Raw genomic sequence first — 22697 nt, forward strand, 5'->3', positions numbered from 1 at the left:
AGGGCCGGGCCGCCGCTCGGCGTCTCTTTCCTCGCTACGCCGTCTCCGCGGCCTGCCCGGCTTCCCGCAGGAAGGGCGAGAACCGCTGTTCGGTCAGATAGTGACCGATCCCGATGACGAGCACGAGAGGCCATTCGACGACTCCGAACGCGCCCAGCGCGCCCAGCACACCGTAGAAGACCAGTCGATCCGCCGGCGGCACGGTCAGCGTGCCGATCACCGGCAGGCTGACGTGCGGCCGCTCCGACCCGCCCGCTCTGCCATCCAGTGCGGCGACGGCTCCCTTGACCATGACAGCCTCCGTGAATCACGACGTACTGTCGCAAGTCCCCGGCCGCAGGTGGCTTGTAACGCCGTTTGATGAGAACTTTGCCCGCCCCGGGTCCTCAGCTCCGGGCCAGGCGCCAGATGTGGAAGGCCGGGCCGTCAGCGGGCAGCGTGACGGTGCCGTCGGCCTCGGGGGACAGTTCCGCGTCGCCGTACACGGGCAGGCACCGGGCGCCGAGCGGGAGCCGCACCGGCCGGTGGGCGGCGCGGGCGGCCAGGATCAGCAGGCGTTCGCCCGCGCGCTCCCGGACGTAGACCACGGCGTCCTCGGAGACGTGCAGCCAGCGCAGGCCTCCGTGGCGCAGGGCGACCTCGCCCCGGCGCAACGCGATCAGGTCGCGGTAGACACCGAAGGTGCCCTGGTCCCACCTCTCCGGCCGGTCCCAGGGCATGGTCCGGCGGGAGTCCTCTCCCCACGCGCCCTCCAGGCCGATCTCGTCGCCCGCGAACACCATGGGCGTGCCGGGCAAGGTGAGCATCAGCCCGGCGGCGACCTCCACCAGGGCTGGATCCCCTCCGCATATCGTGCGGATCCTGGCGGTGTCATGGGAGCCGAGGATCGACCAGGAGTGGACCAGCGAGCGCCACGACATGTGGCCGGAGAAGGCACGGATCGTCGCCACCGCGTCGCCGCCGCCGATCCTGGGCACCTCCGCCGGAACCCCGAGGAACGGCAGGTGGACCTCTGGACCTCGCAGCCAGCTCCACACCGGGCGGGTGAAGCCGGCGTAGTTCATCGTCCCCTGCCAGCCGCCGACGTCGAGATCGCCGGTGGCGTCGTGCGCGTGCTCGGCGACGAGCAGCCGGTCCGGGCACTCGTCGGTCATCACCCGCCGGATGCGCCTGGCCACCTCGTGCGCGTGGTCCGCCTGGCGGAGCCTGCCGGTCATGTTGGCCACGTCGATGCGCCAGCCGTCCAGGCCGAACCGGAGCCAGCCGCGGACGACCTCCTCCATCGCCTCCGCCAGCCGCTCGCTCGACCAGTCGAGCTTGGGCAGGGAGGGAACACCCATCCATGCCTCGTAGCCCAGGTCGTCGTCGGTGAAGAAGAACATCTCCCGCTCGGCGGCGCCCTTGTCCCGCAGCGCCGCCTGGAACCAGGCATGGGTGTCGCCGCAGTGGTTCGTGGTGAGATCGCCCAGGATGCGCATGCCTCTGCGATGCACCTCGTCGATCAGCGCGCGATAGGCCGCGTCGCCTCCGAGCAGCGGGTCGACCTCGGCGAAGGAGGAGGCGTTGTAGCGGTGGTTGGAGGCCGCGGGGAAGACCGGCGTCAGGTAGAGGGTGTCCGCGCCGAGGGCGGTGATGTGGTCCAGCCTGGAGCGGACACCGTCCAGGTCGCCGCCGAAGATCTGCCGCGAGGTGTCGGGCCCGCTCCCCGCGACGGGGTCGTCCCAGCCGCGAGGGATCGCCCACGGCGGCAGGTCGCGTGCCGTGCCCGAGGAGGCGAACCGGTCGGGGAAGATCTGGTAGATCACACCGCCGGCCGCCCACTCGGGTGGGGCGGCGTGGGTGACCAGCCTGAAGTCGGTGGTGTCCGGAACGTCGTGGGTGGCCAGGCCGGAGGCGGTCAGCCAGCGGTAGCCGTCCGGACCACCGATGAGGAAGCGGTAGCCGGTCACCTGGTTGCGGGCCACGATGTCGGCCCGCCACCAGGTCTCCCACTCGGTCTCGCGGTCGATCACCGCCTCGGTGAAGTGCGGTTCGCCGTCCGGCGTGGTCCGCACGTGCACGCCGGAGCGGTGGCCTCGCGGGGTGCGGACGAAGACGGTGACCGTCTCTCCCGGCTCCGGCGCCTCCGTGCTGACGTGGTCGGGCGAGCCGTCGTGATGGAATCCCCGGTCTATCATGATCAACCTTTCACCGCGCCCGCGGTGAGCCCGTGGACGATGTATCTCTGCAGGAACTGGAAGACGACAACGGTCGGGATCGCGGTGAGCAGCGTGCCCACCGCGAACATGCCGAAGTTGGCGTTGCGCTGGTCGGCCAGCAGGCTGAACAGCCCGACCGCGAGGGTGCGGGCGTCGTCGCCGGTGAGGAAGACGCTGGCGATGAGGAACTCGTTGATCGTCCCGATGAAGACGAGCAGCGCGCTGATCGACAGGATGGGCGCCGAGAGCGGCAGGATCACCTTGCGGAACGCCTGGGTGGGCGTGCAGCCGTCGATCAGCATGGCCTCGTCGAGCTCCCGGGGGATCGTGTCGAAGAAACCCTTGATCAGCCAGGTGTTCACGCCGACCTGGCCGCCGATGTAGAGCAGGACCACGCCCCAGACGCTGTTGAGCCCGAAGACGGGCCAGTTGTCACTGATCACGCTGAAGATGACGTACAGCGGGACGATGGCCAGGAACTGCGGGAACGCCTGGATCACCAGCAGCGCCACCAGGCCGGTACGGCGACCGGCGAAGCGGAAGCGGCTGAAGGCGTAGGCGGAGACCGCCGACACCGTCACCGACAGGACGGCGGTGAGCCCGGCGATCAGAACGGAGTTGAGGTACCAGGTCGGGAAGGCCGTGGTCTCGAAGAGGTCCGTGACGTTGGCGAGGCCTGCGCCGCTCGGGAACAGGGTCGCCGAGCTGAGCGTGCCGAGCGGGTTGAGCGCCGAAGAGATCACGAACAGGATCGGGAAGAGGGCGAAGGCGGTGACGGTGATCGCCACCAGGTGCCGGAGGACCAGTCCGCTCCTCATCGGTCCACCTCCTGGAAGGCCCGGGTACGCCGGAAGCTGATGATCGAGAGCACCGCCACGATCAGGTAGACGTAGATGGACATCGCGGAGGCCAGGCCGTACTGCGCGCCCTGCTGCCCGAAGGCGAGCCGGAAGGTGTAGGTGATCAGCAGGTCGGTCGCCCCCATCGTCGGGTTGTCGGCGGGGAACGGGCCTCCGGCGGTGACCAGGAAGATGCCGTTGAAGTTGTTGAAGTTGAACGCGAACGACGAGACCAGCAGCGGGGCCAGCGCGAGCATCAGCAGCGGCAGCGTGACCTTCACGAACCGCTGCCAGGCGGTCGCGCCGTCCACCTGGGCCGCCTCCAGATACTCCGACGGGATCGTCTGCAGCGCCCCGGTGGCGATCAGGAACATGTAGGGGAAACCCAGCCAGAGCTGGACCAGCAGCACCGACAGGCGGGCGGTGGCGGGGCGCCGAGCCAGTCGACGTCGAGCCCGAGCATCTTGTTGATCAGCCCGAAGTCGGTGTTGAACATGTCCCGCCAGACCAGCAGCATCGCGAAGGCCGGCATGGCGTACGGCAGCACGATCAGGGTCCGGTAGGCCCGTACGGCACGCATCCGGGGATGGTGCAGCACCAGCGCGACCGCCACCCCGAGCGCGGCGGTCAGCACCACGACGGACGTGGCGTAGACCAGGTTCCAGCCGAAGACGCCGAGGAAGTGCGCGTTGATCTTCGGGTTGGTGAGCGCGTTGGTGAGGTTGGCCAGGCCGACGCCGACCTGCCAGCCCTGCGCCAGCGCCTGCCCGTCGTCGGAGACGAACCTGCCCTGTTCCTCGTCGGCCCGCCAGATCCTGTCCTGGCCGGTGACGCAGTCGCAGACCTCGTCGTAGGCGAGCGTCGCCGTACCCCGGTAGGCCCTCGACAGGCCCTGGCTGCGGATCGCCCCGCCCTCGACGGGCACGACCAGCTCGGTGATCTCCGAGCCCCTGGCGGAGGCCTGCGCGGCGGTCAGCACCGTGTAGCCGTCGGCCGCGGTGATCCGGCCGCCGGCGCCGAGGGTGGCACCCTTCAGGGGGCGCAGCCCCTCGGCGGTGCCGGCGTAGGCGCGTCCTCCCGCCGCCAGCAGGAAGATCAGGTCTCCGTCCTTCTCGGCCACGGTGAGCCGGAACTCGGCGGAACCGGGCTGGCGCTTGACGGAGGAGGTCTCGATCGCGGTGATCGCGTCCTGCTTGCTCCCCAGGTGGCCGTCGCCGATGTTGGTCAGCGCCAGCGACATCGTGTGGACCACCGGGAACACCTGGAAGGCGAGGACCAGGAGCGTGGTGGGCAGCAGGTACTTGGCGGGCAGCCGCCGCGGCGTCAGGTAGACGAGGAGACCGGCGGCGGTGACGACCACGACGATCCCCACCCCGATCCAGTTCTCCGCCGCCACCAGCGGCGCGACCGCCCAGAGCGCGACGGCGACGATGAGCCCGAGCACCAGGACCCGCAGCGCGACCCCGCCCGCGCTTCCCGGCCATGCCCCGGTCGCCACGGCCCGCCCGCGTCCGCGGCGGGGCCGGTCGGGCGGAGGCGGCGCCTGGGGTGAGCGAGCCCCCCTGCCTCCCTGGGCCGCGCGCCCGCGCCCGATGTCGAGAAGGACATCCCCCTCGCGGGGAGGACGACGTCCCTCCCCGCTCCGGAATCGTCTGGTGTTCACTGTTCGAGCTGCTCGGCGATGGCCTTGGCGGCCGCCTCGACCGCCGGAGGTACCGGCTCACCCTTCACCGCGGCGTGGATGAGCGTGTTGAACGGCCCCCAGATGGCCACCATCTGCGGGATCGCGGGCAGCGGCGTGCCGTTCTCCGCGGCGGCCTGGAACTTGGCGACATCGGGGTCCTTGCCCGCCGCGTACGTCAGGGCCTCGTTCAGGGCGGGCATCCGCGGCTCGGCGTCGAACAGCGCCCGCGCCACCTCGGCCGAGGCCAGGGTGCCGGTGACGAACTCCTGGGCGAGCGCCTTGTTCTTTCCCTTGCTCGCCACGAAGAAGGACTGCACGCCCACGAACGGCCGGGCGGGCTCGGCCCCCTTGAAACCGGGCACCGGGGTGATGTCGTACTTCACGCCCGCCTTGCGGGCGTCGGCCAGCCGCCACGGCCCGGCGACCATGAACGCGGTCCTCCCCTCGTTGAAGGCGGCCGCCGAGTTGTCGGAGGTGAAGGAGCGCTTGAGCGCGCCGTCCCCCTTCTCACCGAGCCTGGCGATCCTCTCGAACGCCTCCACCGACTCCTTCTCGCCCACTCCCAGCTCGGACGGGTCGGGGTCGCCACCCGGAGTGGTGCCGAACAGGTGGGCGCCCGCCGAGGTGTAGAGCGGGTACAGGTGGTAGGTGTCGCCGGACTGACCGTCCTGCTGGCTGACCGGATAGCCGACGATCTCCTTGACCTTCCCCGCGGCCTTGAGCTTCTTGCCCGTCTCGACCAGTTCGTCGAAGCTTCCCGGGGCCTCCGGCGCCAGCTCGGTGTTGCGGAACAGTGCCAGGTTCTCGACCGCGTACGGCACGCCGTACACCTGGCCGTCGTAGGTGACGGCCTTGCGAGCCACGTCCACATACCCGGCGAGCTGGTCCTCCGTCATCTGGATCGGGTCGATGAGGCCGTTCTGCACCAGGTTGCCGATCCAGTCGTGCGCGCCGACGACCACGTCGGGGCCCTTGCCCGCCTGGGAGGCGGTGGTGAAGGTCTGCTGCTGGTTCTGGGCCACGACGACGACCTCGGCCTTGATCCCGTTCTCCTTGGCGAAGGCCTCGGCGAAGGGCTTGAGGGTGTCCGAGCGCATCTGGTCGGCCCAGATGAGCAGGGTGGTGTCGCCGACGGCGGCCGGGGCCGAGGAGGGCTGTCCCTGCGCCTGCGTGTTTCCGCCGCAGGCGGTCAGCACAAGGCCGAGCGCGAGGGCTCCGGCGAGGGTCTTCATGGGTCTGCGCACGCTTGAGCTCCAGGTGGGAGGGGGTTTTCAGGGGGTGCACCGTGATGTGCGCCGAAGTTAACAGAGGGTTCATCCAGCCTGGAATGCGTTGCAGGAAATTGCGGCAATGTTTCAGAATCTCTTGCAGAGTTTCAGAAAGCTGATCCACAATCACTGACCATGGCGGCACGACTCGACGAGATCGCCCGGCAGGCCGGGGTCAGCAAAGCGACGGTCTCCCGGGTGCTCAACGAGCGCCTCGGGGTGAGCCCGAGGGCCAGGAGCGCGGTGCTCACCGCCATGGACGTGCTCGGTTACGAGCGTCCGAACGGGTTGCGCCCGCGAAGCTCAGGGCTGGTCGGGCTGATCACCGCCGAGTTACAGAATCCGGTTTTCCCGTTCTTCGCCCAGGTGATCGAGACGGGGCTGGCGCGCCACGGATACACCGCGGTTCTGTGCACGCAGACCCCCGAGGGGGCAGGTGAGGACGAATACGTGGGGATGCTGCTGGACCGTGGCGTCTCCGGCATCATCTTCGTCTCCGGGCTGCACGCCGACACGACCATCGACCGCTCCCGCTACCACGGCCTCAGGCGGCGGCGGCTGCCCATCGTGTTCGTCAACGGTGACATCCCGGGCCTCGGCGTTCCCTGCGTCTCCTGTGACGACGTCACCGCGGGCCGTATCGCCGCGCGCCACCTCGTCGAACTGGGCCACCGTCGCATCGGGTTCCTCAGCGGCCCGTTGCGCTACTCCACGGTCCAGCGGCGGCTCGCCGGATTCCGTGCCTCGCTGCGGGAACTGGGCCTGGGGCACGACACCGACGACCTGGTCGAACTGTCGCCCTTTGACGTCGAGGGCGGCCAGAGCGCCGCGTCCCTGCTGGTGCAGCGGGGCGCCACAGCTCTGGTCTGCGGCAGCGACCTGATGGCGCTGGGCGCGGTGCGCGCGGTACGGCGGCACGGCCTGCGGGTGCCCGAGGACGTCTCGGTCGTGGGCGCCGACGACTCCCCGCTGATGTCCTTCACCGACCCGCCGCTCACCACGGTCCGCCAGCCCGTCCAGGCCATGGGGGTCGCGGCCGTACGCGCCCTGCTCGACGAGATCAAGGGGCGCCCCGCCAGGGCCGCCGAGTATCTCTTCCAGCCCGAACTCGTGGTCCGCGCGTCCACTCGGGCCCGATGGGCCTCCCACGACCGGAACGCTTCACCGGACCCGGTTCTCTGAGCCGTCGCCGGGCGACCCGGTGGATATGGAGAACTTTGTCCGTCCGATCGGCCCTCGACGTGTCGAGTAGGCTTCACGTGATCGGCGGGAAGCGGGAGTATTGGCGGCGTGAACCGCACAGCTGTACGTCTGGGAGTGTTCCTGCTGGCCGCCGTGGCGGTCGTGGCGGTGCTGTTGGCACTGCTGCCACCGTCCTCGCCCGGCAGTCCTGACGGTGGCGCCTCGCGAACCCCCGCCGTCGCGGTGAAGAAGCTGGGCGGCCGCGACCACGAGCTCACCGTGACCTCCACCGCGCTCGGCCGCGAGGGCATGGTCCGGGTCCTGCTGCCCGAGGGCTGGACGCCGGACTCGGGTCCGTGGCCGGTGCTGTACCTGCTGAACGGCTGCTGCCAGTCCGACTACGACACCTGGGTCACCAAGGGGAAGGCCGCGAGCCTCACCTCCGGCTACCGGGCGATCGTGGTCATCCCCGAGGGCGGCACCGTCGGCTTCTACTCCGACTGGCGCGACGGCCCCGGCTGGGAGACCTTCCACCTCACCGAGGTACGGCGGATCCTGGAGCGCGACTACGGCGCCGGGGACCGGCGGGCGGTGGCGGGACTGTCCATGGGCGGGTTCGGGGCCATGTCGTACGCGGCCCGCCATCCCGGCATGTTCCAGGCGGCTGCCTCCTTCTCCGGGGTGCTGCACACCCGCGACGGCAACGGCGGCGTCGACTGGCTGCTCAACCGGAACGGCGAGGACTCCGCGAAGCTCTGGGGCCCCCCGCGAGACCCCGAATGGGCCGCCCACAACCCGGCCGATCTCACCGGCGCGCTGCGCGGGGTACGGCTCTTCGTCTCCAGCGGCGACGGCTCCCCCGGCCCGCTGGACGGCACCTCCGAGCCGCGGGACGAGGGCGAGGCCGCCCTGCTCCGCCAGGCCGTGACCTTCGCCGAGCGGGCCGGGGCCAACGGCGTCAACGTGACCGTCGACTTCTACGGGCCCGGCACCCACAGCTGGCCCTACTGGAGCCGCGGCCTCGAACGCGCGCTCCCCATGCTCATGGACTCCATCGACGCCGCTCCCTGACGATCTGGGACACCTCCTCGGGGGTGTACCCACCCGTGCGTCGGGGCGCCGAAAGTTAAGGCTGATGACTCTGGGCGTTCAGCTCAGGCACCCCTGGCCGGTCACCCTCGTGACTAGCGTTCGTCAAACACCCCAGTTCAGGGGCGTTTGCCGCATGTCACGAGGAGCCACCTTGCGAGTCCTGGCCGTTGTCCCCGCCCGCGGAGGTTCGGTGGGCGTTCCCCTGAAGAACCTGGCCCCGGTGGGCGGCAGTCCCCTGGTCGCCCGCGCGGTACGGGCCTGTGTGCGGGCCAAGCTGGTCGACGAGGTCGTGGTCAGCACCGACCACGCCGGGATCGCCGAGGTGGCCCGCGCCGCGGGCGCGACCGTGATCGACCGGCCGGAGGAGCTGAGCGGCGGGACCGCCTCCAGCGAGTCCGCGGTGCTCCACGCGCTCGACCACACCCCCGACGTCCCCGACGTGGTCATCCTGGTGCAGTGCACCAGCGCGTTCATCGACCCCGCCGATCTGGACGGCGCCATCGCCAAGGTCCTGGACGGCAGCGCCGACGTGGTGTTCTCCGGGCTGGAGACGCACGAGTTCCTGTGGAGCGTGAACGGCGCGGGCGTCAACCACGACCCCTCCCACCGGCCGCGCCGCCAGGACCGCGAACCGCAGTTCCGCGAGACCGGCGCCTTCTACGTGATGCGCGCCGAGGGTCTGCGCGAGCACGGCCACCGTTTCTTCGGCGCCGTCGCCGTGCAGCGGGTCTCCCCGCACCACGCCGTCGAGGTGGACACCCCCGAGGATCTGGAGATCGTACGGGCGCTCGCACCGTTCGTGGACCGGCCCGAGCCGATCGACGTGGACGCGGTGATCACCGACTTCGACGGCGTGCACACCGACGACCGCGCCTACGTCGACCAGGACGGCCGCGAGATGGTCGCGGTCAGCCGCTCCGACGGTATGGGCATCTCACTGCTGCGCCGCTCCGGCGTCAAACTGATGATCATGTCCACCGAGCACAACCCGGTGGTCGCGGCCCGCGCCCGCAAGCTCGGCGTGCCCGTCCTGCAGGGCCTGACCGACAAGCGGACCGTGCTGCGCGACTGGCTGGCCATCGAGGGAATCGACCCGGCCCGCGTCGCCTACGTCGGCAACGACGTCAACGACCTGGGCCCGATGAGCGACGTCGGCTGGCCCGTCACCGTCCCCGACGCCCACCCGAAGGTCCGCGCCGCCGCCAGGACCGTGCTGACCAGGCCCGGCGGGGCCGGGGCCGTACGGGAGCTGTGCGACCGGGTCCTCGCGGCCCGCCCGACGGACGAGAAGGTCACCGCAGGGACCGCGCCCCGCGCCGAGCTGAGGCTCGCCCCGGTCGCCAGGCCCGTCCAGATCGGCGACGCGCTGATCGGCGCCGGACAGCCGGTCTACGTGATCGGTGAGATCGGCATCAACCACAACGGCGACCTGGACATCGCGCGTCGGCTCATCGACGTGGCGGCCGAGGCCGGCTGTCAGGCCGTCAAGTTCCAGAAGCGCACGCCGGAGATCTGCGTGCCGCTGGAGCAGCGCGACCAGATCCGGCAGACGCCGTGGGGCGAGATGACCTACATGGAGTACAAGCTCAGGACCGAGTTCGGCCTGGACGAGTACTCCCAGATCGCCGAGCACTGCCGGAAGCGGGGCCTGCACTGGTTCGCCTCGCCGTGGGACGTGCCGTCCGTCGGGTTCCTGGAGTCCATGGACGTGGTCACCCACAAGGTCGCCTCGGCGAGCGTGACCGACCTGGAGCTGCTCCGCGCGCTCGCTGCGACCGGCAAGCCGATCATCCTGTCCACCGGCATGTCCACGCTGGAGGAGATCGACCAGGCGGTGGAGCTTCTCGGCACCTCCAAGCTGGTGCTGATGCACGCCACCTCCACCTACCCCCTCCCCCCCGAGGAGGCCAACCTCCGCACGATCACCACCCTCCAGGAGCGGTACGGTGTGCCGGTCGGCTACTCGGGCCACGAGCGCGGCCTGCAGATCTCGCTCGCCGCGGTGACCCTTGGGGCGGTGACCGTGGAGCGGCACATCACGCTCGACCGCACCATGTGGGGCTCTGACCACGCCGCCTCGCTGGAGCCCTCCGGGCTTGAGCACCTGGTCCGCGACATCCGCATCATCGAGACCGCCCTGGGTGACGGTGTCAAGCGGGTCTATCCCGGCGAGCAGGCCCCCAAGTCCCGCCTCCGCCGCATCGCTGTGTAGATGGCGACGCTGTGCTGACTGCGACGCTGCGCGTCGCGGTGAGGCCGCTCTTACCCGGCTCCTTCCCTCGTCGACCGGGGCCGCTCGTTCCTCGCGCCCCCGCTCTCCTCAGTCCAGTCGCCGGCGCGGCCTCACGGGTAGTCCGTCAAGGGGAAAGTGAGGGGGGCGACACAGGGCTTCTGCGTTGGGACCCCTTCGCTCCTCAGTCCAGTCGTCGGCGCGGCCTCGCGGGTAGTCCCGTCGGGGGGGGAGGTGAGGGTGGTCGATGTGAGGGTTCTTGGGTGGGTCGTCTGAGTTCGGGACGGGAGGGTGAAGTTGATCAAGTTGTCGGTGGTGGTTCCGGTGCGGGACGCGGAGAGCTACGTCGGGGACGCCTTGGCGTCGCTGGCCAGGAACGCGCGGCGGGACTTCGAGTTCATCGTGGTGGACGACGGGTCGGCGGACGCGACCGGGCAGATCGTCGAGGACTTCTGCCGTGACCTGCCCGGTCTGGTGGTGGTCCGCAACGACGCGCCGGTCGGACTGGCCGACGCGCGTAACCTCGGGATCTCCCTCGCCTCCGGCCGCTACCTGACGTTCATGGACGGCGACGACTGGCTCGCGCCCGGGTATCTCGGGGACCTGGTCGGCGCGATCGAGCGGCTGGACTGCGACTTCGTCCGGGTCGACCACGTACAGGCGGAGGGCCGCAAGCGGACGATCCACCGGGCGCCGCTCGCCACCCGCGAGGTGGTGCTGAAGCCGCGCGACCACATCCTGCCCGATCACGCCAGGACCATGGTGGACTACCCGTACGCCTGGGCGGGGATCTACCGCCGGGACCTCGGCGACCTGCTGACCTTCCCGGGGCACCTGCACACCGCCGAGGACAGGCCGTGGATCTGGCGGCTGCACCGCGACGCGGGTTCGTTCGCGGTGGTGTCACTGGCCGGGCTGTTCTACCGGCGGATGGTGGCGGGCTCGCTGACGCAGACCGGCGACGCCAGGCAACTGCACTTCTTCGACGCCTTCGACCTGGTCTTCGCCGACCTGGAGGAGGAGTTCATGCCCAAGGCGGTGCGTACCTTCCGCGCGTTGCTGGCCCACCACCTGGAGCTGGGCGAACGCCTCTCCCCCGAGCTTCGAGCCCGCTTCGAGGAGCGCGGTGCCACGACACTGAGGCGGTTTCCCGCCGACCTGCTCGCCGGGACCGCCCTGGATCCCGAACGCGATCAGATCCTGCTCGACCTCCTGGATCGCCGATGACGCAGCTGTTCTACGCCTCGACCCTGTTCGGCGCGATGACGCTGGCGGCGGCGATCGACGACGGCCGTTTCGGTCCCCGCCAGGGGCGCCGGATCCTGCTGGTCTCCAACAACGCGGCCATCCCGGAGATCATCCCGGCTCTGGACGAGACCCCGGGCTTCGCCGCGCTGCGCCCGCGCTTCGACGAGATCCACTCGTGGAACGAGATCGTGGCCCCGCTGCATCCATCGGACTGGAAGGCACGCGTCGTCGAGGTGCCGATGCTGGGCCGCCTGCTCCGCTCGCACCTGTCCCTGGGAGCCGGTCCCGCCGAGCTGGTCCTGGAATCCGTCGCGGTCCCCCCTGCCAGGACGCTGGCCGGACTGGTCAGGGACTGCCCGATCTCGGTCTACTCCGACGGCCTGATGAGCTACGGCCCGACCCGCGACCCGCTGCCGCAGGAGATCTACGGGCGGATCACCCGCCTGCTCCATCTCGACCTGGTGCCCGGTCTTCGGCCGCTGCTGCTCTCCGAGTACGGGGTGCCCGCCGAACCCCTCTCCGACCGGGCCTTCCTCGACGTGGTCGGCCACCGGGCCGACGACCCGCCCTCAGGCCGGGCGATGATCCTCGGCCAGTACCTGTCCGCCCTCGGCATCGTCACCTCCGAGGAGGAGGCGGAGCTCCACGCCGACATGCTGCGCGGCCTCGTCGCCCGGGGGTTTTCGCGCGTGCTGTTCAAACCGCACCCGGCCGCCGGGCGGCGGCACGCCCAGCGGCTGCGCGAGACGGCCGCCGGGCTGGGCGTCGAGCTGGACGTGGTGGCGGAGACCGTCCCGGCGGAGTCGTGCTTCGCCACCCTCGGGCCCGAACTCGTGGTCGGCTGCTTCTCCACCGCTCTGATCACCGCCGGGCGATACTTCGGGCTCCCGGTGGCGACGGTGGGCGGCAAGCTGATCCTGGAGCGGCTCTCCCCGTACGAGAACAGCAACCGGATCCCGGCGACCATCACCGACGCCCTGCTGCCCCGCCTGTCGACGGACGGTTCGCTGTGGGAGCCCCCGCCGGTGGACGTCTCCGCCCTGGTGGGCGCGGTCGGCTACTGCATGCGGAGCGAGGCCTATCCGGGGCTGCGCGAGCAGGCCGCGGCCTATCTCCAGGCCTGCGGCCCCGACCGCTACTTCAAGCACCGGCGGCTCGCCGCCCTGGACCTGATCACCACCCCGGCCACCACATCGGCCACCGCCCCGGCCGGCGCCCCGGCCGCCGCCCGGGAGCGGAGCCCCCTGGGCAGGCTCCGCAGCCGCCTGTCGAGAACCTTTCCCTGAGCCGGACGGCCACAACGGCACGGCACGGGCGGGAACCGGCGGATCGCCCCGCGCCCCCGTGCCGCGCCGTCCCCTCCGGCCCGGAGGCGGGGCGCGAGTGCCGGCCCGGTGCCCTGCGTCGACGCGCTCTTCGGCCTGAGGGGCGGAGCACTACGGACAACTCAGGTAGCGGCGCATCCGGCGCTTGGCGCGGTAGCCGATGCGCAGCACGTTCGGTGGGACCTCCACGCGCATCCGGGCGCGACGGCGGGCGGCGGCGTACTCGGGGCCGTCGAGCAGGGACTTGGCGGGGACGAGGCGTCCCGAGCGTGCCTGCCCGACCAGGGAGACCATCCGCGAGACCCAGTCGCTCTCGTCACCGGGATGGAAGTAGTTGTCCCTGCACCAGCCGTCGTCCGGGTCCAGGAAGCGCCCCGCGGAAAGATCGTCGAGGGTGCCGAGCAGGCCGCTGCCCTCGAAGACCAGGTTGATCATCTCGGCACCCACCCCGAAGTCCGACAGCACCAGCAGGGGCACCTTCTGGGCGATCGCCTCCAGCGCGGCGGTCGAACTGACGGTGACGAACCCGGCCGCGTGGGCCAGGTGCTCGTGCATGGGCCCCGCCGCGAAGCGCACGGCCCCGGCGCGCACCCTGCCCTCCTCCACGAGCGACTGCCACAGGCGCTGGTAGTGGTGGCGCTCGTTGTGGGTCTGCCGCTCGCCGTCCAGGGCACGGAGCTTGACGACGACGTCCAGATCCGGCCGCCGCCCGGCCAGTTCGGCCAGGGCGAGCAGGATGCTCTCACGCTCCTGTCTCCGCTTGGGCACCTTGGCCTGGGTGGCGAATACCACCCGGTCCCGCGGCCCGATGCGGGCGATCTCCTGCTGACCTCGCAGAAACGGCAGCCGGGCCAGCCCCACCTGGCCGCCCCCGCCCAGCTCGCGGCCCATCGCCGAGAACTCCTCGACCTCCCGCCCGCTGTGCAGCACGAACAGCTCGCATCCGCTGCGAAACAGCCAGGCCTTCTCGGTGGCGGGGACGGAGATGCCAGGCAGGCCCGAGACGAACACCGGCCGTGGCCGCAACCCGGCCAGCACCTCGCCGACCAGCACGTCCACCACGGGCCCCGTGCAGGCGGCGAGTACCACGTCGGGCCCGAGCCGCTCAGCGGCCCGGCGCAGCGCGCGGGCCGAGAGCACGGGCGGATCCGCCGCCGAACCCGCGACCGCGGCACTGATCTGCGCCGGGGACGGGGTGATGGGGGTGCGGATGACCGCCAGCTCCCTCGTGCATCCCGAGGGCAGGTCCCGCAGCAGGCAGGCCGCCCACTTCAGGTAGGAGTCAGAGTCGGCCACGGCCAGGACCTTCAACGAGAACCTCCAACGGGGATCCCCCGCTTCATATCCGATTTCACATGGGCAGACCCGGCGCGGCTCGCATCCCGGGGCGGCACGCCACCGGCCTCCGGCCGCGGGGTCACGAGTTCACGAGGTCATGCCCCGGTGGCTCCCGTGTCGTGATGGGCGAACATCGACAGGTGGGAGCGGAGCGAGGGGGCCGCCTCCACCGTCCACCACTCGTCCGGGACGTCCACCGTCTCGACCGGGACACCCCTGGCCGAAAGCAGGACCCGCAGGGAGGTGACCGCGGTGGACGGCAGGCTCAGTACCCGCTGCCCGGCGGCCAGCCCGCGCAGGGTCATCTCGGCGGGGATCCCGCCGCCGTAGACGGTGATCCCGGGCTGCTCCCCGACTCTGGCGAGATCGTGGGGGTCCTCCCTGCGGTGCGGGAAGTAGGCCACCGGCCCGGCCGAGCCGAGAGCGGCCAGCCAGCCGAGGTAGTGGTCACGGTGGATCAGGCCGTTGCGGACCAGCGAGGTGCCGAGGACGACCGTGAGCTCCTTGGGACGGGGCACGCGCAGCGGCTGCGACCGCAGCCAGGCGAAGTCGTGGGTGACCAGCTCGGCCCCTCTCGCCCGTACGGCCTTCGCCAGGTCCGCGGGAACGGGCAGCGCTGTGAAGATCGACAGCCGCCCCGAGCGGGCTGCGGCGCGCAACCTGAGTCCGGCCGCCGCGCCGAGGGCGGTTCTGAGCCGTCCCGCCTTCCCGCGGGCCCTCAGCAGGGGCGTACCCGCGTGGCCGACGAGCAGTTCCAGGAGCCTGATGGTGGCCAGCCCGTCGTCGACGATCACGATACGGCCGGGGCGCCCGGTGAGCCAGCGGAACTGGACCTTGCCGGAGAAGGCGTCGCCCACCGCCCAGGTCACGCCCCGGCGCGGCCTGGGCATGTCCGGCCGCGCGGCGGTGAGCTCCAGGCCCGGCGGCAGGGTGAGGCGCCCGAGCTCGCGCCCTGTGGCGGCCAGGGGGCGGAGCCTCGCCCTGGGCACGAGGTGGCTGCGGGCACCGAGCAGCCCCGCGTGGTGGGCCTCCACGGCGCAGAGCATCTGCAGCGGGGATTCCACCCAGGCGATGGCCGAACCCTGATCCCGCGCGTGGTCTCGACCGTCCTCCACGCCGGGTGATGACCCGTTCACGACTGACCCAAGCTAACCCGGTGGCCTTAAGCGCCGGGGAACCACGGATGAACAGCCGCCCACGCGTGCTTGCGCTCGATCTTTACCGTAGTGTACGGAACCGCATCGATCAGATCGCCAGGCGGGCCAGCGCGAGCAAGGCCACGATCTACCGTCGCTGGGCGGGCAAGGAGGCGCTGGTCGTGGATCTGATCTGCAACCACCTTGAGATCGACGTCGTGCCGCCGCCCGACACCGGGTCGATGCGCGGGGACCTGATCGGGGTCGTGGACGGGTTCTGCCGGATCCTGGAACGGAAACAGGCGATGATCTTCGGCCTGCTTCCGGCGTTCCTCACCTCCCCCGAGCTGGCCTCCGCCCTGCGCGACAACGTGCCCCGCCCCGACATCACCGGCACCGTCCCGCTGCTGGAACGCGCCAGGGAGCGCGGCGAGCTGCCAGGGCCGGTGGACCCCGCGGAGCTCAGGAAGGCCACCGAGGCACTGGTGTGGTACCGGCTGCTCTTCACCGGTAAGCCACTGGACCGGGAGTTCGTCGAGGACACGGTCGACCGGTTCCTGCTCCCGCTGTTCCGCTCCTGGTCCGGCCAGGAGAGCTGAGGCCCACCCTGCCCCCGGCGGACCTCTGGGGCACCGAACCTCGTTCGGGTTTTCCGGAGGGCGGGACGCACCCGCTCCACACTTTTTACTATCGAATATTTGTCCCTCAAAAGCTGGGGTCCGACACCCTTCCGGCGAGCCTCACGATCATGCCATACCATCCCGGGTCAGGCGATCGACCGGCGGGTACCGCACAGCCGGATCGCCGAAGAGACAGGGGATCCCGCCCGCGACGAGGCCGCGCCCCCGCCCGCCGCGACCGGCCGGAGGACGGGTGCGCCCCACCTCCTTCCCAGGCCAAGCGACCCCCCGTCCTACCCCCGCGATTTGGACGTATCACCAAGTCAAGGCAATGTGCCCTACTTGTAATCGTCTGCCCGAGTGGCGTACGTTCGTCCCATTCGAGGCAAATGCCCGGGTCTGTATAGATCTAAGCATTGCCGTCACATTGCCCGACCGTGTTCCACCTGGGCGGAACCCTCCGCCCGCGGTGAGCACGGCCGCCGAATCCGCGAAGTCTGCGGAACCGGGGAACCACGTTCCTGGGGTGAATCAGCGCGTTCTCGCGCCGTAGGGCACTTCCCAGCCCGAACCCGTCAGCTAACCCGGTAGGCGGCATGGAAGCGAAGCAAGGAGTCGAACCCCGGTATGACCAAGCACCGCCTCATCCCCACCCTCAGCGCCCCCCGCGTGGCGAGCGCCCTCCTGGGCGCCTGTGTCGTCCTGGCGACCGGCTCCGTGGGCTCCGCGGCCCTGGCCGACAGCCACACCGCCCAGAACAGGCCCGCGAGTACCCCGCTCGAGGTCGCGGCCGAGAGACTGCCCAAGGTCTCCGCCGCACAGGTCCTGGACCTCGCCTCAAAGCAGATCGGCGTCCGTGAGAACTCCCAGGGCGGAGGGACCAAGTTCCACTCGTGGTACATGTCCTCCCCGCGCGCCCAGGAGACCGTCGCCCGTGACGGCGGCAGCATCCAGGGCTACGCCAACGCCCCCTGGTGCGCGATGTTCGTCTCCTGGGTCGGCGAGATGGCCGGCATCCGGCCCACGATGGGCTGGGACGCCTACACCGTCACCCACGCCAAGTGGTTCAAGGACAACCAGCACTGGGGTACCACCCCCACTCCCGGCGCCGTCGTCTACTTCGACTGGGCCGGCGGCAAGAACCTCAGCGGCATCGACCACGTCGGCTTCGTGAAGAAGGACAACGGAGACGGCACGATCACCACGATCGAGGGCAACACCGGCAACGGCAACGTCGAGCAGCGCATCCGGCCCACCTCGCAGGTCGTGGGCTACGGCTACCCGGTCTACGCCGGCTGATCCACCCGTCGTCCGCGCCATCCCCCGTGGTGTGGGTACCCGGCACCCCGCCGGCGAACGCGGGCCGGTCCGCACGCCCCCAGGGGCGCCGCTCGAACACGAGCGGCGCCCCTGACGCGTTCCCCCGGCCGCCTTTACGAACTCCTTCTTGACGACGATGCCTGTACGGCACACGACGCCGCGAGAGCGGTTCCGTCCACGTGGACGGACGGCCCAGCAGACCGCGTACGCCTCGCCAGGCGATCGATGCCGGGCTCGCGCTCGCTCCCGCCCCCCACCCGAACACCCCGCACCGTCGAAAGCCCTCGCCCTGTACGGCCGCTACCTGGCGATACCGGCAGGACGGCCGCCGCGCACCCACACGGTCGCCGCGCCTCCCGCTCCCGCTTCCGCGAGCAGCCGCTGCACCTCACCCGGATGGTAGAGGGTTACCGCCGGGACGCCGTGGACATTGTCCACGATCGGAGTGAGGCCGAGACGCCTGGCGGCGGCTGCCATCATCTCGGCCATCATGAACGTGCCGGTGTTCAGGTAGATCATGTTATGGCTGGGACCGAACCCGGCGACAAGAATGCCCATGCGCCACAAGGCGACGGCCGCGTCGGCGTGGGCGGCAGTGCCCGGGACGCGCGGATCGAATTGCCGCCGGGCGTCGCGCCACGCGTTGGTCAACGCCCGCAGGACCCTGCGGTGTAGCGTTCTGGGCACCTCGACGCGCACGGCCGGCGACCCCTTGAAGCCGGTGTCGCCGGCGTCGGCCTGGGTGACGATGGCCCAGGCCAGCCCTGACAGCAACCGGGCCATCCGGGCCGCCACCGCCTCGCTGCGCGTCTCCACGATGGGAAGATGGCGCGACGCCGTGGCGTGTGTCCCCTCGCCTGTGTTCCCGGTTCCGGTGGGGCGCAGATGTTGCCAGGCGAGCGCCGCCTCCAGCATGCCGTACTCGCCGATCGGAGCCTCCGCGAGGGCGCGGTGAATGGTGCCGCTCGCGTGGTCGAGGCATCCGGCGGACGGTGACCTCGTGAGGGGCGGCGACGCGGTCGGGCGGGAGATACGGTCGGCGATCGGAGTGCTCGTCATGATTTCTGATCTCCTGTGCGGTCAGTTTCCGGGGATCGGCCCGTCGGCAACGATCCGGCCGTCGCGGACGCGATAGGCCCACACCGTGACCGAGGATCTGGCAAGCTCGCCGTCACCGTTGAATCGGATCTTCGTAGTGATACCGGCGCCGGAGTATCCGTCGACGAACTCCTCCATCTCAGAGCGTCGCGTCCGGCCGGCGTCGATGCCCCGGAGGAAGACGGTGGCGGCGTCGTAGGCCTCCGCGCTGTTGGTGCCCGGGTCGCGGTCGAAACGGATCCGGTAGCGCCGGGCGAACCCGGGATCTTCCTCCGGCGGGCGGCACGGGCAGGTAAGAACCGCGCCCTCGGCGGCCTTGGCCCCCGCCGTGCGGACGAACCCGTCGTCCTTGACCGCGTCGCCCGAGACGAAGGCGGCGCTCACGCCCGCGTCGCGCAGCTCGCGCAGGAGCCGGCCGGCCTGGGTGTAGTAACCGCCGAAGAAGAGCACGTCGGGGGCGGCCGATTCGACCTCGGAGACCGCGCCGCGGAAGTCGACCAGATTCGGCTGGACCGAGGCGCTCTGCACCACCAGCGGGCCGAGTTCCTTCATGACCAGCTCGCTGAGGCCGCGCCCGTAGGGGCTCATGTCGTCGATGACGAAAACCTTCCGCGCGAGCAGCCTCTCCTTGATGTACCGGCCGACCGCCGGTCCCTGCGCGGCGTCGCTGCCCAGGATGCGATGGAACGTCGATCGCCCCCAGCGGCTGAGGCCGGGGTCGGTGGCCGCCGGGGTGATGGTGCTGACCCCGCCCTGGTTCAGGATCGGGTTGGCGACCTGCGACTCGCCGGAGAACGCAGGCCCGACGACACCGATGATCGCGGGGTCGGCGACGACCTGCTGAGCGAGTTCGGGCGCCTGCTTCGAATCACCCTGGGTGTCGAAGTCGACGAGCCCGACGGGGCAGGCCGGATTTCGGGCGTTGTGCTGTTCGACGGCGAGCAGCGCGCCTTCGCGTATGTTGCGCCCGAGGTTCATGGACTCGCCGGTGAGTGGCCCGAAGAAGGCGACACGCAGGCCGCAGCGTCCCGGATCCGGGAGGCCTCCCTCGGTGCCGGCGCACCCCGCCGCGGCTGCCAGCAGCACCGCGGCGGCGAAGGTGGTCAACCGGCGGGCACTGCGCATCGATCACCTCCAGGTACCGGCCGTCCAGCCGCCGCCTGGCGGGGACCACGGCGTACGGGGGCGTTCCGCGCCGCGGGCACCCACCATGAATTCTGCAATGACGATCATGAGGATTCGATGAAGATCCGGTGAAGGGTGAGATGGGCAGCGGAAACGGGAACGGATCCGATCGCCGGAGGGGGGGTTCATCAGGAGCCTTCATGCGAGTTCCGTGACGCCCTGTGATCACACACGGTGATCGGGTGGGTGAACACCCGATGCCTCCGGCCCGCACCGCACGCGGCTGGTTGAACTCCCCCGACGGGTCGCTACTCTCGTCCCATGCGTGTCATCGTCGTCGAGGATGATCCCGACGTGCGCGGTGTCGTCGTCTCCGGGCTGCGTTCGGCCGGTTTCGCCGTCGACGAGGCGGCCAACTGGAGCCAGGCCGACCTCAGCATGAGCGTCAACGACTACGACTGCCTGATCCTCGACCGGATGCTCCCGGAAGGCGACTCGGCCGACGAGCTCCACCGGCGCCGTCAAGCCGGCATAGCCATACCAGCGATCATGCTGACCGCACTCGACGACATCAGCGACCGGGTGGCGGGCCTGGAGGCCGGCGCCGACGACTACCTGACCAAGCCGTTCTCCACCGATGAACTGGTCTTGCGGGTGCGCGTCCTGTGCCGGCGCCGCACCACGATGGTCCCGCCGATCCTGCGCGTCGGCGACGTCACACTCGATGTGGCCCGCCGGGAGGTTCGCCGCGCCGGGGTGCTGCAGACCCTCACCCCCAAGGAGTTCGCGGTCCTTGAGACCCTGATGACCCACCAACCGGCTGTCGTCACCCGTACCGAGCTCATCGAGCATTGCTGGGACGAGCGGGCCGACCCGGCGTCCAATGTGGTGGATGTCGTCGTCAACCAGCTGAGACGCAAGCTCGGTGAGCCTGCCGTGATCTTCACGATGCGGGGTACCGGCTACCGGGCCGGGCCCGCGCGGCTGTGAACCCGCTACGTCTTCGCGGCCCCCGTCCCGGCGGCAGGGGCCAGAAGGGGACGCAGCAGCCGGCCCACCTGCAGACGACCGGGCGTCTCAACGGGCTTCGGGTCCGCCTGGCCCTGCTGCTGACGGCTCTCAATATGGTGGGTCTGGCCGGCATGGGAACCGTCGCGATGGTCGTCGACCAGCAGCAGCGCGACGGTCTCGTCTCAGCGGAGCTGGAGCGCACCGCCCGGACCACGAAAGCCCTGCTGTACTACGAGTCCGGCGCGCTGCGGCTGGACCGCCTCTTCGCCGATCCGGCATCGAAGGGGCCGACCGCGGTATACGTGTACGAAGGTACCCGCACCGACGTTCGCCTCGTCTTCGCATACCCGTCGAGTCTGCCGGTGATCACGCCAGAGGTTCTGCGCGGCCTCGCCCGGCCCGTCTGGCAGGGCCGCGGCGAGCTCGCCGCGACCGTCACCGGCGCGGGGCGTCGTTCACGGTTGCTCGCGGTCCCGTTCTCGCACGCCGTCACCGGAGCGGTGTCGGGCACCGTCGTGGTCGCGGTCGATCTTGAGCCCGTCCAGCGAGCCCATCGGCGGCTGGGGTGGATCCTGTTCGCCGGGGGAGCGGTGTTCACACTCCTGGCCGGCTTCGGCGGGCATCTGCTGGCCCGGCGGGGCACTCGCCCGGCTGTCGAGGCGCTGGGCCAGCAGGAGCGGTTCGTCGCCGACGCGGCGCATGAGCTGCGCACCCCTCTGACGGTCATTCGGGCCCTGTCGGAGGCCGCGATCAAAGATCCCGGCCAGCAGTCTCAGGCGTTGCGGCAGGTTTTGCGCTCTGCTGAACGGCTCGCCGACTCGGTTGAGGCGCTGCTCATGCGGGCGCGTCTCGTCGCCGGGCTGCGGGAGCTCCAGCGGCAGCCGTTCCGCCTCGACCAGCTGGCCGAAGAGGTGGTGACCGAGACCGTGCAGCCGCCGCACACGGCGGCGGTGTCGGTCTCGCCCACGGTGGCGAGCGGTGACCCGACCCTGGTCCGCATCGCCATCCGCAATCTGGTCCACAACGCCGTTCGGCATGGCCGGACCGGTGCCGAACCCGCGACGATCACCCTCGTCGTCACCACCGGCATGGTTATGATCAAGGATGCCGGTCCGGGTCTGGACGGTCGCCCCGCGCAGCGTTTCCGGAGCGACGCGGCGGACGGCACCGGTCTGGGGCTGACCATCGCGCAATGGGTGGCGGAGCTGCACGGTGGGGCGCTGCGGCTTCATCCGGCGCCCGGAGGGGGCACTGCCGCGATCATGATCCTGCCCGACGATCCGCCACCCGCCAGGCGATGACGCTCGCCGCGGTGCCGTGACGGGGCGGCGTCAGGGAGCGGAGGCCTGCTCTGGCTCCGGCGGGCGAGATGGCGAACCAGCCGTTTCGGCCGTGCCCGCTGGTGTCACCGGGCATGCGATCACCGCTGTAGCCGTACAGCGGCCACCCCGAGAGGGTGAGCTGCTCGGTGCGATCGGGCCTGACGACCCTGCCGATCTTTCCCCGGTCTATGCCGACGATCCGCAGCCTCCCGATGTCGCTGACCGGCATCGGGCGCCAGATCTCGGCGCACTCGCCGACGCAGGCCGAACGTGACGGGCTCGCGTCGTCGGCGTCACTGCGGTAGAGGACGTATCCCTGGACGTCGATGACGATGAGGCCGCCGAGCCGCTGCGAGTTGACAGCGAACAGGCCAAGGCCGGGCGTGGCGCTGGGGTTCGACACCCTGGTCAGCTCCGTGTCGGGTCGGAGCGCTCCGCCGTCAGCGGTGCAGCCCGCCACCATCAGGACGGCGACGGATCCCGCCAGGAGCGCCGCCCGCCGTGAACGTCGACTCATGGGCACAGTTTGCCCGGACAGCCCGCCGGCTGCCTCCCCGCCACCAGGTCTCCCGATCGCGAGCGTTCGGCACGCATCGAGTGTGGCATCTCAGGCATATTTAAACATATCGGATAAGCCCAACGGGTTTCACCGGACCGGGGG

Annotated in this window: 18 protein-coding genes, 1 pseudogene and 1 riboswitch; of the genes and pseudogenes, 9 read left to right on the top strand and 10 right to left on the bottom strand. The window is 70.6% G+C overall.

Translation table 11 applies throughout. From position 1 onward, the window contains the following. Positions 1-34: 34 nt before the first annotated feature. The 5 genes and pseudogenes from ACQP0P_RS29135 to ACQP0P_RS29155 form a co-directional block, all read right to left on the bottom strand. Positions 35-292: a hypothetical protein gene (locus ACQP0P_RS29135; protein WP_433360283.1), complete on the bottom strand. Its 258-nt coding sequence runs from the start codon at positions 290-292 to the stop codon at positions 35-37. 94 nt (positions 293-386) lie between these two features. Continuing rightward, the gene (locus ACQP0P_RS29140) at positions 387-2177 is read right to left on the bottom strand and encodes an alpha-amylase family glycosyl hydrolase (protein ID WP_433360286.1); all 1791 of its coding nucleotides are present in this window, start codon (positions 2175-2177) and stop codon (positions 387-389) included. A gap of 2 nt (positions 2178-2179) precedes the next feature. Then, positions 2180-3016 carry a sugar ABC transporter permease gene (locus ACQP0P_RS29145; protein WP_386309035.1) on the bottom strand — a complete coding sequence of 279 codons (837 nt, stop codon included), beginning with the start codon at positions 3014-3016 and terminating at the stop codon, positions 2180-2182. Further along, positions 3013-4631 (bottom strand): annotated as a pseudogene (locus ACQP0P_RS29150) (ABC transporter permease subunit). The gene ACQP0P_RS29145 and the pseudogene ACQP0P_RS29150 overlap by 4 nt, the downstream one beginning before the upstream one ends. Positions 4632-4696: 65 nt before the next feature. Further along, positions 4697-5965 (bottom strand): sugar ABC transporter substrate-binding protein, encoded by a 1269-nt coding sequence (locus ACQP0P_RS29155; RefSeq protein WP_433360289.1) that lies wholly within the window; start codon positions 5963-5965, stop codon positions 4697-4699. A gap of 159 nt (positions 5966-6124) precedes the next feature. On the opposite strand from ACQP0P_RS29155, the gene ACQP0P_RS29160 reads away from it, so the two are divergent. From ACQP0P_RS29160 to ACQP0P_RS29180, 5 genes are all read left to right on the top strand, one after another. Further along, positions 6125-7171, top strand: a complete 1047-nt coding sequence (locus ACQP0P_RS29160; protein ID WP_433360292.1) for a LacI family DNA-binding transcriptional regulator — start codon at positions 6125-6127, stop codon at positions 7169-7171. A 108-nt stretch (positions 7172-7279) separates the two neighbouring features. Then, positions 7280-8242 carry an alpha/beta hydrolase gene (locus ACQP0P_RS29165; RefSeq protein WP_433360295.1) on the top strand — a complete coding sequence of 321 codons (963 nt, stop codon included), beginning with the start codon at positions 7280-7282 and terminating at the stop codon, positions 8240-8242. Between the two features lie 211 nt (positions 8243-8453). Next, a complete protein-coding gene (locus tag ACQP0P_RS29170; RefSeq protein ID WP_433360298.1) occupies positions 8454-10475 on the top strand; it encodes an N-acetylneuraminate synthase family protein in 2022 nt (673 codons plus the stop codon). Between the two features lie 309 nt (positions 10476-10784). Next, entirely contained in the window at positions 10785-11720 is a 936-nt protein-coding gene (locus ACQP0P_RS29175; protein WP_433360301.1) for a glycosyltransferase family 2 protein, read from the top strand. Then, on the top strand, positions 11717-13027 hold the full coding sequence (locus tag ACQP0P_RS29180; protein WP_433360304.1) for an alpha-2,8-polysialyltransferase family protein: 1311 nt from the start codon (positions 11717-11719) through the stop codon (positions 13025-13027). Before ACQP0P_RS29175 ends, ACQP0P_RS29180 begins: the two co-directional genes overlap by 4 nt. A gap of 150 nt (positions 13028-13177) precedes the next feature. Here ACQP0P_RS29180 and ACQP0P_RS29185 read toward each other — a convergent pair whose 3' ends face one another. Further along, complete coding sequence (locus tag ACQP0P_RS29185; protein ID WP_433360307.1) at positions 13178-14362, bottom strand: DUF6716 putative glycosyltransferase; 1185 nt, start codon at positions 14360-14362, stop codon at positions 13178-13180. 137 nt (positions 14363-14499) lie between these two features. Beyond that, a complete protein-coding gene (locus tag ACQP0P_RS29190) occupies positions 14500-15468 on the bottom strand; it encodes a hypothetical protein (RefSeq protein ID WP_433360310.1) in 969 nt (322 codons plus the stop codon). Between the two features lie 119 nt (positions 15469-15587). Here ACQP0P_RS29190 and ACQP0P_RS29195 point away from each other — a divergent pair, with 119 nt between their 5' ends. Then, positions 15588-16139, top strand: coding sequence for a TetR/AcrR family transcriptional regulator (locus ACQP0P_RS29195; RefSeq protein ID WP_433360313.1), 552 nt, complete (start codon positions 15588-15590; stop codon positions 16137-16139). Positions 16140-16630: 491 nt separating this feature from the next. Then, positions 16631-16769, top strand: a riboswitch (cyclic di-AMP (ydaO/yuaA leader). Between the two features lie 18 nt (positions 16770-16787). Then, a complete protein-coding gene (locus ACQP0P_RS29200; RefSeq protein ID WP_433360316.1) occupies positions 16788-17459 on the top strand; it encodes a CHAP domain-containing protein in 672 nt (223 codons plus the stop codon). 321 nt (positions 17460-17780) lie between these two features. Here ACQP0P_RS29200 and ACQP0P_RS29205 read toward each other — a convergent pair whose 3' ends face one another. Next, a complete protein-coding gene (locus ACQP0P_RS29205) occupies positions 17781-18539 on the bottom strand; it encodes a hypothetical protein (RefSeq protein ID WP_433360319.1) in 759 nt (252 codons plus the stop codon). Positions 18540-18560: 21 nt separating this feature from the next. Beyond that, positions 18561-19703, bottom strand: coding sequence for a branched-chain amino acid ABC transporter substrate-binding protein (locus ACQP0P_RS29210; RefSeq protein ID WP_433360322.1), 1143 nt, complete (start codon positions 19701-19703; stop codon positions 18561-18563). 321 nt (positions 19704-20024) lie between these two features. Here ACQP0P_RS29210 and ACQP0P_RS29215 point away from each other — a divergent pair, with 321 nt between their 5' ends. Both ACQP0P_RS29215 and ACQP0P_RS29220 read left to right on the top strand, forming a co-directional pair. Further along, a complete protein-coding gene (locus ACQP0P_RS29215) occupies positions 20025-20693 on the top strand; it encodes a response regulator transcription factor (protein ID WP_433360325.1) in 669 nt (222 codons plus the stop codon). After that, entirely contained in the window at positions 20690-22015 is a 1326-nt protein-coding gene (locus tag ACQP0P_RS29220) for a sensor histidine kinase (RefSeq protein WP_433360328.1), read from the top strand. Before ACQP0P_RS29215 ends, ACQP0P_RS29220 begins: the two co-directional genes overlap by 4 nt. Here the strand turns inward: ACQP0P_RS29220 and ACQP0P_RS29225 are convergent. Beyond that, positions 21975-22553: a hypothetical protein gene (locus ACQP0P_RS29225; protein ID WP_433360331.1), complete on the bottom strand. Its 579-nt coding sequence runs from the start codon at positions 22551-22553 to the stop codon at positions 21975-21977. The genes ACQP0P_RS29220 and ACQP0P_RS29225 overlap by 41 nt on opposite strands. Positions 22554-22697 lie beyond the last annotated feature (144 nt).

It is taken from the genome of Streptosporangium sp. CA-115845, from assembly GCF_050943795.1.
Taxonomy (GTDB): domain Bacteria; phylum Actinomycetota; class Actinomycetes; order Streptosporangiales; family Streptosporangiaceae; genus Streptosporangium.